This window comes from Citrobacter telavivensis, assembly GCA_009363175.1.
Lineage (GTDB): Bacteria > Pseudomonadota > Gammaproteobacteria > Enterobacterales > Enterobacteriaceae > Citrobacter_A > Citrobacter_A telavivensis.
This window is the reverse complement of sequence record CP045205.1, coordinates 686636-698789: the sequence shown is the minus strand read 5'-3', so window position 1 is coordinate 698789 and position 12154 is coordinate 686636. Positions and strand designations below refer to the sequence as shown.

At 53.1% G+C, this 12154-nt stretch carries 16 protein-coding genes; 5 read left to right on the top strand and 11 right to left on the bottom strand.

What is annotated here, in order from left to right:
* Positions 1-90: 90 nt before the first annotated feature.
* From GBC03_05550 to GBC03_05515, 8 genes are all read right to left on the bottom strand, one after another.
* Positions 91-2448 (bottom strand): replication endonuclease, encoded by a 2358-nt coding sequence (locus GBC03_05550; protein QFS69710.1) that lies wholly within the window; start codon positions 2446-2448, stop codon positions 91-93.
* Positions 2445-2624, bottom strand: coding sequence for a hypothetical protein (locus GBC03_05545; protein QFS69709.1), 180 nt, complete (start codon positions 2622-2624; stop codon positions 2445-2447). The genes GBC03_05550 and GBC03_05545 overlap by 4 nt, the downstream gene beginning before the upstream one ends.
* Complete coding sequence (locus tag GBC03_05540) at positions 2624-3598, bottom strand: Dam family site-specific DNA-(adenine-N6)-methyltransferase (GenBank protein ID QFS69708.1); 975 nt, start codon at positions 3596-3598, stop codon at positions 2624-2626. Before GBC03_05540 ends, GBC03_05545 begins: the two co-directional genes overlap by 1 nt.
* Before the next feature lies 1 nt (position 3599).
* The gene (locus GBC03_05535) at positions 3600-3812 is read right to left on the bottom strand and encodes a hypothetical protein (GenBank protein QFS69707.1); all 213 of its coding nucleotides are present in this window, start codon (positions 3810-3812) and stop codon (positions 3600-3602) included.
* 85 nt (positions 3813-3897) lie between these two features.
* Positions 3898-4128: a hypothetical protein gene (locus tag GBC03_05530; GenBank protein ID QFS69706.1), complete on the bottom strand. Its 231-nt coding sequence runs from the start codon at positions 4126-4128 to the stop codon at positions 3898-3900.
* Entirely contained in the window at positions 4118-4324 is a 207-nt protein-coding gene (locus tag GBC03_05525; protein ID QFS69705.1) for a DUF4761 family protein, read from the bottom strand. The genes GBC03_05530 and GBC03_05525 overlap by 11 nt, the downstream gene beginning before the upstream one ends.
* Positions 4325-4334: 10 nt before the next feature.
* Positions 4335-4538: a hypothetical protein gene (locus GBC03_05520; protein QFS69704.1), complete on the bottom strand. Its 204-nt coding sequence runs from the start codon at positions 4536-4538 to the stop codon at positions 4335-4337.
* A 10-nt stretch (positions 4539-4548) separates the two neighbouring features.
* Positions 4549-4830, bottom strand: coding sequence for a regulator (locus GBC03_05515; protein ID QFS69703.1), 282 nt, complete (start codon positions 4828-4830; stop codon positions 4549-4551).
* 100 nt (positions 4831-4930) lie between these two features.
* Here GBC03_05515 and GBC03_05510 point away from each other — a divergent pair, with 100 nt between their 5' ends.
* Both GBC03_05510 and GBC03_05505 read left to right on the top strand, forming a co-directional pair.
* Positions 4931-5251 carry a transcriptional regulator gene (locus GBC03_05510; protein ID QFS69702.1) on the top strand — a complete coding sequence of 107 codons (321 nt, stop codon included), beginning with the start codon at positions 4931-4933 and terminating at the stop codon, positions 5249-5251.
* A gap of 69 nt (positions 5252-5320) precedes the next feature.
* The gene (locus GBC03_05505) at positions 5321-6301 is read left to right on the top strand and encodes a tyrosine-type recombinase/integrase (protein QFS69701.1); all 981 of its coding nucleotides are present in this window, start codon (positions 5321-5323) and stop codon (positions 6299-6301) included.
* 176 nt (positions 6302-6477) lie between these two features.
* On the opposite strand, the gene cpxP is transcribed toward GBC03_05505, so the two are convergent.
* Positions 6478-6978, bottom strand: coding sequence for a cell-envelope stress modulator CpxP (gene cpxP / locus GBC03_05500; protein ID QFS73921.1), 501 nt, complete (start codon positions 6976-6978; stop codon positions 6478-6480).
* Between the two features lie 150 nt (positions 6979-7128).
* On the opposite strand from cpxP, the gene cpxR reads away from it, so the two are divergent.
* Together cpxR and cpxA are read left to right on the top strand one after the other, a co-directional pair.
* A complete protein-coding gene (cpxR, locus tag GBC03_05495; GenBank protein ID QFS69700.1) occupies positions 7129-7827 on the top strand; it encodes an envelope stress response regulator transcription factor CpxR in 699 nt (232 codons plus the stop codon).
* Positions 7824-9197, top strand: a complete 1374-nt coding sequence (gene cpxA / locus GBC03_05490; GenBank protein QFS69699.1) for an envelope stress sensor histidine kinase CpxA — start codon at positions 7824-7826, stop codon at positions 9195-9197. The genes cpxR and cpxA overlap by 4 nt, the downstream gene beginning before the upstream one ends.
* Before the next feature lie 114 nt (positions 9198-9311).
* On the opposite strand, the gene GBC03_05485 is transcribed toward cpxA, so the two are convergent.
* Positions 9312-9986 (bottom strand): 6-N-hydroxylaminopurine resistance protein, encoded by a 675-nt coding sequence (locus GBC03_05485; protein ID QFS69698.1) that lies wholly within the window; start codon positions 9984-9986, stop codon positions 9312-9314.
* Positions 9987-10139: 153 nt separating this feature from the next.
* Between GBC03_05485 and GBC03_05480 the strand changes: the two genes are divergently transcribed.
* Positions 10140-11030, top strand: coding sequence for a dihydrodipicolinate synthase family protein (locus GBC03_05480; GenBank protein QFS69697.1), 891 nt, complete (start codon positions 10140-10142; stop codon positions 11028-11030).
* Positions 11031-11115: 85 nt separating this feature from the next.
* Here the strand turns inward: GBC03_05480 and kdgT are convergent, their stop codons facing one another.
* Positions 11116-12099 carry a 2-keto-3-deoxygluconate transporter gene (kdgT, locus tag GBC03_05475; GenBank protein QFS69696.1) on the bottom strand — a complete coding sequence of 328 codons (984 nt, stop codon included), beginning with the start codon at positions 12097-12099 and terminating at the stop codon, positions 11116-11118.
* Positions 12100-12154 lie beyond the last annotated feature (55 nt).

Sequence of the window (12154 nt, the reverse complement as noted above, 5' to 3'; positions counted from 1 at the left end):
TGCGGCGGTAAGCTTTACCGCCTGCTATCTGCTCGCGATTTGAAGAAATTCGGTTTCACATTGTCAAAACCTGCCATGCCTATCGGCGCCCTACTTCCGCCCCGAAAAAGCAGCCTTCATCCTATTCACGAGGTCACTTGTCTTTTTCTTCGCTGCCATGACCTGCGACGGCAGCTTATCCAGCCCGGACGCTGCGCGGTTGCGAGATACCAGCCGCCCGTCCTGCACTGTCATAACAAGATCTCCACACGCCACTGATGCACCGGCCATCATCGATCTGACCATTCCGGCACTGGCATCAATTCCACGCAGCACCAGCAGTTCACTGATCTGCTGCTCTTTCACGGATAGCCCGGCCCCCTCTTCCCGTTCCGATGGCCGTTTTTTACGCTTACTTCGCACATCGTCACTAAGCCGCTGCGCCAGTTCTCGCTTTTCCTGCCGTGAAAGCGCATCAAAATTAACCGTCTCGCCCACTTCGTGATCGGCATGTTCAAGACCGTCTGCACATGTCGCGGGATCCCGCGTACAGTTATTGACAGAACTCCGAGGGGCGGCGCTGCCGCCTGAAAAACCAACGTCAACGGCCACACCGTCAGCGCTCTGGCGCTTCGGCACGATTTTGTATTGAGTGGTGCGGGTGAAGATCAAAGAGTCATTGCCTGTAATAGGGCAGTAAATACCTGTGATTCGCTGGACGTTATCGCCGTAGGCGTTGCCGTTTTCAGTGGTTTCATAATTCAGACGGATGCGCAGCTTATCGCGCTCAACCAATGGGCCACCCTGGGCTAATACGTAGTTATCCCATTCGCCACCGTTAGCGGCCTGCCGGGCGGTTTCCAGTTCAGGGTGTAACACCAGTTCGCGATCGCCCAGGCGGCGAAGTTCGCGATATACCGTGACCGGCGCACCGCCGATCTGCTGAAACTGACGAATAGCCCAGCGCGATGCCCACGCGCTAACGCGGAGTGACATTTCTTTCAGGTCTTCCCCGGTTTCGTCGTCTTTCTCACCATCCAGCGCGAAGCCGTCGATATTCTTCGAAATGTATTTCGCTATGTAGCCGGTTGCGCTGCCGTGGGCATCGTCGATCGGCACAACCTGAAAGCGGTTTTCCTGCGCTCCCGGTTCGTTGCCGTCTTCTTTCAGGGCATATTTACGGAAGATTTCGCGCGCCTGCTCGACGCATTCCGGGCGCATAAAAAGAAGTAAATGCCAGTGTGGCGTTGCATCGTGGTGCGGTTCGACCACGCGAAAACCAAAGACGCGGATCCCTTTTCTCTTCCACGCTGCGCGGGTTCTCGCCCAGACTTTGCAAAGATATTGCTGCGTCTCGCGCGGCGACGCGCCACAGTATTTATTATTGCGGCGCCCGTTATGCTGCATGGAGTGGTAACGGGAAGGTGCTGTCAGCGTGTAGAAGTCACCGGCCAGCCCTTCCAGCTTCGCCAGATCTTCAAAGCCGCGCATTCTCGTCATGAGTTCGCGGCGACGGTTGGCCGGATTGGCAACACTGCCAGCGACTTTATCGATCAGTGAAATGCGCTCGCCCGTGTCCTGATCTTCCAGTTCCATAGCCTTGAGGTATTCACGGTTAGACTTTTTCTGGGCCAGCCATTCCGTAAGGCACGGGGCGCTACTGTATGGGGAAGATTTTTTCTGGACGTATCCCGCTGCGATCATCAAATGCTCACGCCACCGGGCATGGATACGGCGCAGGCGGTTTAACCACCACTGCGGTGACTCAAGGCGAAGAACCGCGCGTAACGCGTCCTCTGCTTCCAGTTCTTCATTGCAATACGCCTTCCAGCCGGGGATCGGCGTTTTCAGATGCACCGCCAGCGACGCAATACGGCCATAGCCAGAAAGCGCCGCGAACTCAGGATCTCCGGTGCGTGCCAATTGGTGATCGGACTCGCGTATAAACTCGCTCGTAAAGATATCGGCAAGCGTATAAGCCAGTCTTTTTAACCCTTTCTTCCCTGCCCAGAGCATACGGAACAGCTGATCGCGGATTGGCAGCAGAATGCCGGGCATCATAGTGTCAGGCTGGTAAACACTGTTCACGCTATCAATTCGCGTTAATACGTGGCGCTCAAAGGTATTAACCAGCCAGTGATCTGCCGCTTTGCGGTCTTTCGCTTCCAGTGCATCCAGCTTCGCGGCAAAGTGGCGGCGGATATACTGCGGAAGTGAAGCCAGACGGCGACGCAGCAGCTTGCTGCGCTCCGGCTTTTCGTCTTCCGCTACCAGTTCACTGAACGCAATATGCTTACGCGTGCCGTCCGGCGTGAGATAGTCGAAACCATCCAGCCCCGGCGCTACATCAACGCCAATAGGCTGGTATGGTCTGTTTCCCCCATAAGCGTAAGGGATAGCATTGTCAGTGCTACCCGGATACGGTGGAGGTGGAGAAGGGGCGCGACGGCCACGGGTTTCCGTGGTCATATTTGAACTACATCCCCTACTTTAACGGCTTTGGCTTCCTCTTCTGATTTCTTCAGAATTGTGGTTATTGACTCCCTTCCATAAGCTGTTACTTTCGCCTCAACCAACCAATACGGCGCAATCTCGCCACGACTCACGCTTATGATTTCAACGATCCAGGCGTCTATAAGATTCATTAAAAAGCCTCCAGATCGTCAAACGTGCCCGCCGCAACCATCGCGTTGTAAGTCGCATCACCCATCACGGCGCCACAATCAGGGCAACCGCCGCCGTAACGCCCGCAGCAGTCGCAGACAGGCAGCACGCCGATCACTTCTTTGGCCTTCTGGCGGTTGTCTTTGTCGGTGCTGACGGAACGTTGCACGCTGATTTCGTGCATCTTGAAGGGCTGATAAATCGCGCGGGTGGCTTCGGTGTCGCTGTTTGAAATGACGACCTTCACGCCATGCTTACGGTTAACTTCCAGCAGTGCCTGGACTAACTGGCGGTGGTTGTCTTCCGTGAATGGTTCGGTATGGTATTGGGTGAAGTCCGCTGTTTTGCTCTCAGGCAGATAAGGCGGATCGCAGTAAACGAGAACATCGCCACCCGTGACGACCTGTAAAGAACGCTGGAACGGCGCGCAAAGAAATATTGCCTTTGTATCGTTGGCCTTTTCGGCAAACAGGCGGATTTCATTTTCAGGAAAGTAGACGCTGCTCTTATACTTGCCAAACGGCACGTTAAAGCCGGTCTTACGGCTGTAACGGCATAAGCCGTTATAACCGTGGCGGTTCAGATACAGGAATTGAGCAGCACGCATGATGCACGCCATTTCAGCGCCATAACGCAACCCACCGCTTTTAACCGTACCCACCTGCTTATTGAATGCGGCGCGGACTTCGTTGTATCCCTGCGGGCTGTTCTTACTGTTGAACAGTTCGCGGGCCGCATCGATCACTAAGTCCGGGTAACGGGTGACTTCCCGATACAGGTTAATAAGATCCGGGTTGATATCAGCCAGCACATAGCGGCGGTATTCAGTCGCGAGAAATACCGATGCGCCGCCTACGAACGGTTCGATCAGGCAGTCGGCTTTAGGAAGGTGCGGCAGCAGGTCAGGAAGGACACGGGTTTTACCCCCTGCCCATTTGATGAACGGGCGGATCATTTTACAGGACTCCGTAATGGGAAGCTGGAATAGAAGGGCGCTGCAACTCTTCAATGCAGTGCTGGCGCAGATTGCTTATAAAATTGGTGGTTACTGACCCACTGGCAGAAAGGGTTAACTCGCCATCACGGCGGGTTTTAATGGTTAAACCTTCATTTTCGATAGCAGGTAAAAGAACATGCAAAATGAAGCTATATTGATCACGTCTAGTCATTATCTCTTCCTCAAAAAATAATGAGTTGAACCGCCGCCACTTAATAAAGAGGCGGAGAAAATAGAGTTGATTTTTTAAAACCGAATTACTTAATTAGTTTTTTAAATAATTCAGCCAGTGCAAGCAGGAATCCTTTATTTATTCTTTGGGTATAAATAAACGGTTTATTTTTACCTTTGATAAATTGAACCTTCGCCGGTTCGGGCTTAAAAAATCTTCCGTCCGGCGTTTCCAGCCAGCCGCGTGAGTTCTTGAAGTGTGTGACCTGGCACCCGTGCTTAAGCAGGCTTGCCAGTGTTGGGCCTTCATCGTGCATCACTGCCCCCTTGCTTATACATCTGATCAACCGTGCGCATGGCTTCCGCTAAAGCAAAGTCACGCCCGTAATAATCACCATTGCTGGAAATACGATAAGAGTGCTTAAACGTAAATGGATTACGCGGGCATTTCTGAATAGTGAAGCCACGATATAAATATGAATGACGACTTAACTGTATTAATTGCACAGCCACAAAAGCCCCCTCACATTCCCAATTTAAGCAATTTACCATCAACATGGCGGGCCACGTCTTTGGTTATTTTCTTAATCAGCTTTTTATCCCTGATCATAAACTCGCCGCTATTAGTGCGAATCATGAATCCCGTTTGCATATCTTTTAAATGGGTGTCCAGAATGTCGTTGCATTCACGCACCCGGTTTTCGTGGTTGGCTGTTTTCTGGCTCATCGCGATAACCTCAAAGACCGATCCACAGCAACCAAGCGTCGCGCTGCTCTCTCGGACGGTTGTAGTAGGCGTCACGCATTGCACGATTGAACTCAGGAATATAGATCCAATTCTCAGCACGGGCGCCCAGGCTTTCCGGGTTCTTCCACGGAATGATCGGCAACTTACCGTCTTCAATCATGCTCTTAACCGTGGCGGGCTTCTTACCGATTAACTCGGCAAATTTAGGGTATGGAACCGCGTCAACGGCGTGACGCACTTCAATGAACCCCTCTAACTCTTTCTCTGTCATGTGTCATAATCTCCATCGGCGCTAGGCGCTTATTTCGGCTTGTAACTGCTTATATTGGCGGTTGCTAATGGTAGAGATTACCACCCTTAAGGAGAATGTTATGGTAGAGATCCCTACCCCGTCAAGCGGCGTGGGTGAAAAAATCAGAGCTATCAGGGATGCGGAGGGGTTAACAAGGCAGCAATTCTTTGAATTAACAGGAATACCTGCTGGCACGCAGAAGTATTACGAGACAGGAAGAGTGGAGAGTATTGGTAGCGATATCTTGCTTAAGATCACTCAGCATTCACGTTTCGCAAAATATACGCTCTGGCTAATGACTGATAAGACCGCCCCTCAAGCTGGTCAAATCGCACCGGCCCTCGCACACATTGGGCCAGAGTCAACTGGATCAGACCGCTCCGAGAAACAAACTGGTTAACTGTTTATAAACATTACATTTTCACTATCTGTTATCAGGATGGGGAAATAAACGCCGGAGGGCTTTCTTATGTCGATTAAGAAGCTCGAAGGTGGTCAATATGAAGTGGACGTATGGCCGCGCGGACGTAACGGAAAACGTATCCGCAGGCGATTTGAGAAGAAACAAGAGGCAGTTCTTTTTGAGCGTTATGTATTAGCCAACGCCGACAAAAAAGAATGGCTGGGCGCGAGCGTTGACCGCCGCACCTTAAGCGAGTTGTTAGATACCTGGTGGCTGCTATATGGACAGACTCAGGAAAATGGCGAGATTGAAAAGCGGCACCTGAATAAAACAATCAGGGCGCTTGGTGATCCAGCCGTTAACCGACTGAACAAGCGAATGATTGCACAGCACCGAAGCCAACGGCTGGAAGACGGTATCAGCGCAGCAACGATCAACCGGGATATTTACCGTGTGTCCGGGATGTTCAGCACGTTGATAAAGCTGGAAGAGTTCAGAAAGGAAAACCCCTGTAAGGGTCTGGAACCACTGAAAGAAGCGCCGCCAGCTATGACTTATCTCGCCAAATCAGAGATCAGCAAATTGCTGGATACTCTGACCGGTGACGATCGACGTGTAGCACTGCTATGCCTCAGCACTGGCGCACGCTGGGGTGAAGGTAGCACGCTGCGAGGTGAGCAGGTTAATCACGGACGCGTGACGTTCCTTAAGACCAAAAACGGGAAAAAGCGCACGGTTCCCATATCGGAAGAACTGGAGAAAGAGATCAAGACCAGCGACACCGGGCCATTGTTCAAAGTTGACTATGAAAACTTCTGCGAACGGCTCAGACAGGTTAAGCCCGATTTACCACGCGGGCAGGCCACGCATGTGCTTCGGCATACATTTGCAAGCTGGTTCATGATGAACGGGGGGAACATTATTGCGTTACAGCAAATTCTGGGGCACGCCAGCATACAACAGACGATGGTTTATGCTCACCTTGCACCTGATTACCTGCAACACGCAGTAACTTTAAACCCTCTTGGCGGCGGGCTGATGGTGTGACAATGTTGTCTACATCTTGTCTACACCCGTAGCGCTATATCCTTCTTGTAACTGCTTATGGCTGTTGCAAGGAGGATTGATTTATATGGGATTTTTTCTAAGTGCCTGATAAAAAAAACCCCACATCATGTGGGGGAAGACAGGGATGGTGTCTATGGCAAGGAAAACAGGGTTTACTACTGGGAACGTGAGTTGCTACTACTCAATAACTTCAACGAAGAACTTTTTTGCCATTGCGTCACGTCGCGCAACTGCTCCATTCTTTGTTGATGCTTCTCGTTCAAAACCGCTTGCTGCTCGGGAGTAAGCAGGCGATACATCTGGTTGCGAACTCTGGCCATTTCGACCTGTCTGGCAACCTGTGCCTGCGCCATCTTTTCTGCCTGAGCGCGTACAGCGGTTTCATCAAATTTTTCTGCAATAATAAGACGATGCATCGTCTCCATTTCGCTAACATTAACAGGCGGCTGTTCATGTCGGGCCTGTTGCATCAGATCTCGCATCTGTTGACGCTGATGTTCGGTTAAACTTATGCCGTCAAACATATGGCTTTGTACAGTGCGCGGCGCAGGGGATTCTCCCGAGTGCCAGTTATCGCCTGTAACGACTTCAGCTGCTTGGCTAACGGTACTGAGTGCCAGCGTTGAGGCCATGACGGCAGCGGTAACTTTGCGCATCATTTGCTCCCAAAATCTTTTCTGTCGCGATTCAACGAGAGACAGTTTACGATTCGGGCTGCAAACATGCGTCAGGGGGTGTAAAACAACGTAAAGTCATGGATTAGCGACGCCTGATGACGTAATTTCTGCCTCGGAGGTACTTAAACAATGAATAAAATCCTGTTAGTTGATGATGACCGAGAGCTGACTTCCCTGTTAAAGGAGCTGCTCGAAATGGAAGGCTTCAATGTGCTGGTTGCCCATGACGGGGAGCAGGCGCTTGAACTTCTGGACGACAGCATTGATTTACTTTTGCTTGATGTCATGATGCCGAAGAAAAACGGTATCGATACGCTGAAAGCGCTTCGCCAGACACACCAGACCCCCGTGATTATGCTGACCGCCCGCGGCAGCGAACTGGATCGCGTACTTGGCCTTGAGCTGGGCGCGGATGACTATTTACCGAAACCGTTTAACGATCGTGAACTGGTCGCGCGTATCCGCGCTATTTTGCGCCGCTCGCACTGGAGCGAACAGCAGCAAAGCAGCGATAACGGCTCGCCGACGCTGGAAGTGGATGCCCTCAGCCTCAATCCGGGTCGCCAGGAAGCCAGCTTTGACGGTCGGGCGCTGGAGTTAACTGGCACCGAATTCACCCTGCTCTATCTACTGGCACAGCATCTCGGCCAGGTGGTATCGCGTGAACATTTGAGCCAGGAAGTGCTGGGTAAACGCCTGACGCCTTTCGACCGCGCCATCGACATGCATATCTCAAACCTGCGGCGCAAACTGCCGGAGCGGAAAGACGGGCATCCGTGGTTTAAAACCCTGCGTGGTCGTGGCTATCTGATGGTTTCAGCTTCATGATAGGGAGCTTAACCGCGCGCATCTTTGCCATCTTCTGGTTGACGCTGGCACTGGTGTTGATGTTGGTACTGATGTTACCCAAGCTCGACTCACGCCAAATGACCGAGCTGCTGGATAGCGAACAGCGCCAGGGGTTAATGATTGAGCAACACGTTGAAGCTGAACTCGCGAACGATCCACCCAACGATTTGATGTGGTGGCGTCGCTTGTTCCGTGCGATTGACAAGTGGGCGCCGCCTGGGCAGCGATTATTGCTGGTGACCACAGAAGGACGCGTGATCGGCGCTGAACGCAGCGAGATGCAGATCATTCGTAACTTTATTGGTCAGGCGGACAACGCCGATCACCCGCAGAAGAAAAAGTACGGTCGCGTCGAAATGGTTGGGCCATTCTCCGTCAGAGATGGAGAAGATAACTACCAGCTTTACCTGATTCGCCCAGCCAGCAATTCCCAATCCGATTTTATCAACCTGCTGTTTGACCGTCCGCTATTGTTGCTGATTGTCACAATGTTAGTCAGTTCCCCGCTGTTGTTATGGCTGGCGTGGAGTCTGGCGAAACCGGCGCGTAAGTTGAAAAACGCGGCGGATGAGGTCGCTCAGGGTAACCTGCGTCAGCATCCGGAACTGGAAGCTGGCCCGCAGGAGTTCCTTGCCGCAGGCGCCAGTTTCAACCAGATGGTGACCGCCCTGGAACGCATGATGACGACGCAGCAACGTCTGTTGTCAGACATCTCGCACGAACTGAGAACCCCGCTCACGCGTCTGCAACTCGGAACCGCGCTGTTGCGTCGCCGTAGCGGCGAGAGCAAAGAGCTGGAGCGTATTGAAACCGAAGCGCAACGTCTGGACAGCATGATCAACGATCTGCTGGTGATGTCGCGCAATCAGCAGAAAAACGCGCTGGTCAGCGAAACGATGAAGGCTAATCATCTGTGGGGCGAGGTGCTGGATAACGCGGCCTTTGAAGCCGAGCAGATGGGTAAATCACTCACGGTGAATTTCCCGCCGGGGCCGTGGCCGCTGTACGGTAACCCGAACGCGCTGGAAAGTGCGCTGGAAAACATCGTCCGTAACGCCCTGCGCTATTCACATACGAAGATTGAAGTTGGCTTCGCGGTGGATAAAGACGGTATTACGATCACGGTGGATGACGATGGCCCTGGCGTCAGCCCGGAAGACCGCGAGCAGATTTTCCGCCCGTTCTATCGTACTGACGAAGCGCGCGATCGCGAATCCGGCGGCACCGGTCTGGGTCTGGCGATTGTGGAAACCGCCATTCAGCAGCATCGCGGCTGGGTGAAAGCCGAAGACAGTCCGCTGGGCGGCTTACGTCTGGTTATCTGGCTACCGTTGTACAAACGTTCGTAACGGATTGTGCCGGATGGCGGCGTAAACGCCTTATCCGGCCTACAAATCTCCACGAACGGTAGGTCGGATAAGCGAGCGCCATCAGGCATTTTTTCGGTTGCCAGATAGCGGCGTTTATTTACCCCACAAACGACGTGACTGGTCTTCGATTGTGCCGCTCAGTCGGCGCTTTTGCATCGTTCGCGTCCAGCTCTTCGACAGCCCCGCCGCTGACAGCAAACGGTGATACTGTTCATCGTCAAAAGGCATATGCCAGGCAATGGCAACAGCCTCCTGCACGCTGACGTCGCTAACCCGGGAGACCAGCTCCAGTGGCGCATCGGCTGATACCATGCCTGGAGCAACCACGCTGCACAGCCAGCCCGTTTTGCCGCAGTTCTGCATCAGGCTCGCCATATCGCCGATCCCAAAGTGGAAATTGAGCTTGAAGCACGGTGAACGCGGCTGCGTGACCTGAATCAGCGCCTCGCCCCAACGGAAAATATCGCCGATATAGACATTTTGTTCCGTCAGGCCATCGGTAGAGAGGTTCTCACCAAAAGCCGGCGCCACGAATTGATCCGCCTGCTCCGGGAACTCGCGCGCCCAGTACAGATAATGCTCGCGTGGATAATGGCACAGCGCACGATCGGGCCCGCCGTGGATTTTCGTTTCTGCCTGTTCATCGCCTTCCAGGCCCAGTTCCGTCAGCATCAGTTCGCCATCGACCTGAATTTTGCCAATCGCACTGGGGCGGCTTCCCGCGTAGTCCTGAATCTTGCCGCTGAACACGTCTACTGGATATCGCATCTGGTCCCTCTCCCCGATAAATTTGCCTTATTTAACCACAATTATTTTACCTCAACCGCGCAAAATGAGAGCAAGGTTCACACGATGCGCAACTATCCATGCTATCTATTGAAGGGATTTTGAAACGCCATTTCATAATAAGGAGTCAACAACGTGACAGGTCAAACGCAGTTTGCTGGCGTCTGGTGCCCCTCCATTACGCCAATGGATCAGGATGGTAATATCGATCTCAACGGTCTGAGCCAACACCTTCAACGCCTGACTGAGGCAAAAATCGACGTGATTTTGCTGATGGGCAGTATCGGGGAGTTCGCGTCCTTCACTCTTGACGAACGCTTGCTGTTGATTCGCGAGGCGCGCGCCATGAGCTCATTGAAGATGGTGGCTAACGTCTCCTCCACCTGCATCCACGATGTATTACGGATGGCGCAGGAAGCGTATCGCACAGGCTACGATGCAGTGATGGTTCTGCCGCCGTATTACTACGGCCAAACGCCGAAGCAGTTGCTGAGCTACTTCCGCCAGTTGGGGCAAAAGCTCAGCGGGAAATGGTTCGCCTACAACTTCCCGCCACGCACCGGCAGCGATTTAACGCCGGATCTGGTCGCCCAACTTGCCAGCGAGTTCCCTAACTTTGCCGGGATCAAAGATACCGTCGACTGTCAGTCGCATACCCGTAGAATGATCGAGGCAACCCAGGCCGTACGTGACGATTTTGCCGTACTCTCAGGCTATGACGAGTATTTCATTCCTAACCTGCTGGCTGGCGGGGCGGGGATTATCTCCGGACTCAACAACGTTATGCCGGAACTGTTTGTCAGCGCGCGTGAAGCGTTCAAAGCCGGAGACCTGGCGGCCCTGCGCGACATTCAGCAGAAAATTGGCGTCTATATGTCGATTTATGCCATCGGCGAAGATTTCGTCACCACCATCAAGACGGTGGTATCGCGGAAGTTCGGCTATTGCAGCGGGGTTTCACGTAATGCGGGCGGCGAGTTGAACGAACACGACTGCCGGACAATTGATGAGGTCTTTGGTCGTTAAAAGACAAGGCCTGGTGAGATTCACCAGGCCTTTTTATGATGCAAAAAAAGGCCGGATAAGCGCAGTGCTATCCGGCATTATTGTTTTATTTTACAGCATGTTGGATTTCGATTGCCGCCGCTTTCGCTTTGACCTTCTTCGACCAGACAGAGGTGATAATTGGCACAAGGATTGACGTCACAATCACCGAGGTTGCCACCAGCGAGGTTGCCGCCGGCGCCATCGGTTTAAATGCGGGCACCATTTCTGCGATCAGTACCGGTGTCGCCACCGCCGCACCTGCTGAGCTGGAAGCGGCAATCCCTGCCGTACCGTCGCCGCCGCCGATCAGTTTATCGGCAACGATCAGCGGAATACCGGTCACGATAATCACCGCCACACCCAACAGAATGCCCAACAGACCGGTCTGCGCAATCACGCTCAGATCGATGGTGTTGCCCAGCGCAAAGGCGAAGAAGGGGATCAGCGTCTGTACCGCTTTACTGAAGAACTCGCGCAGCTCAGGGTCCAGATTACCCAGCGTGAAGCCCACCAGGAATGGCAGCACCGCGCCGACAAAAACATGCGGTTCAAACGACGCAATCCCGGCCGTACCGAGGATGATCATCGTCATCAGCGGGCCAGATTCCAGCGACATCAGGACAAATGCCCCGGCCTCTTCTTTGGTGCCGTACTGCTGCATGATCGACGCGTACAGCCCACCGTTGGTCATGTCCATTGCCGCAACCAGCGCCAGTGTCGACAGCCCGGCAAAGAATCCTACCTCCACGCCATGTTCAGGGATAATCCGCGAGGCAATCGCCGCCACCACCCACGCCACAGCAATTTTGGTCACCACCAGCGTTCCAGACTTACGCAGGACGGTACCCGTTGCGCTCAGCTTGATGGAGGCCCCCATGCAGAAAAACCACACGGCCAGAATCGGCACCGTACCGGTGATCATCCCGTTGGTGAATGAGCCAAAATATTTCCCCGCGTCGGGAGAGAACGTGTGACACAACGCGCCCAGGAACAGAGGGACGAGCATCATGCCGCCAGGGATTTTTTCTATCGTGCGTTTAATCTGCATTTCCATCACCTTCCGATGTAAAGATGTGTCAACGATAGACATTCAGCACAATAAT

Bases quoted from the DNA above. Each gene is read 5' to 3' on its own strand.
- GBC03_05540 (QFS69708.1), bottom strand. From the start codon at position 3,598: ATGATCCGCCCGTTCATCAAATGGGCAGGGGGTAAAACCCGTGTCCTT.
- GBC03_05515 (QFS69703.1), bottom strand. From the start codon at position 4,830: ATGACAGAGAAAGAGTTAGAGGGGTTCATTGAAGTGCGTCACGCCGTT.
- cpxR (QFS69700.1), top strand. From the start codon at position 7,129: ATGAATAAAATCCTGTTAGTTGATGATGACCGAGAGCTGACTTCCCTG.
- GBC03_05535 (QFS69707.1), bottom strand. From the start codon at position 3,812: ATGACTAGACGTGATCAATATAGCTTCATTTTGCATGTTCTTTTACCT.
- GBC03_05510 (QFS69702.1), top strand. From the start codon at position 4,931: ATGGTAGAGATCCCTACCCCGTCAAGCGGCGTGGGTGAAAAAATCAGA.
- GBC03_05550 (QFS69710.1), bottom strand. From the start codon at position 2,448: ATGACCACGGAAACCCGTGGCCGTCGCGCCCCTTCTCCACCTCCACCG.
- kdgT (QFS69696.1), bottom strand. From the start codon at position 12,099: ATGCAGATTAAACGCACGATAGAAAAAATCCCTGGCGGCATGATGCTC.
- cpxA (QFS69699.1), top strand. From the start codon at position 7,824: ATGATAGGGAGCTTAACCGCGCGCATCTTTGCCATCTTCTGGTTGACG.
- GBC03_05505 (QFS69701.1), top strand. From the start codon at position 5,321: ATGTCGATTAAGAAGCTCGAAGGTGGTCAATATGAAGTGGACGTATGG.
- GBC03_05530 (QFS69706.1), bottom strand. From the start codon at position 4,128: ATGCACGATGAAGGCCCAACACTGGCAAGCCTGCTTAAGCACGGGTGC.
- cpxP (QFS73921.1), bottom strand. From the start codon at position 6,978: ATGCGCAAAGTTACCGCTGCCGTCATGGCCTCAACGCTGGCACTCAGT.
- GBC03_05485 (QFS69698.1), bottom strand. From the start codon at position 9,986: ATGCGATATCCAGTAGACGTGTTCAGCGGCAAGATTCAGGACTACGCG.
- GBC03_05520 (QFS69704.1), bottom strand. From the start codon at position 4,538: ATGAGCCAGAAAACAGCCAACCACGAAAACCGGGTGCGTGAATGCAAC.
- GBC03_05545 (QFS69709.1), bottom strand. From the start codon at position 2,624: ATGAATCTTATAGACGCCTGGATCGTTGAAATCATAAGCGTGAGTCGT.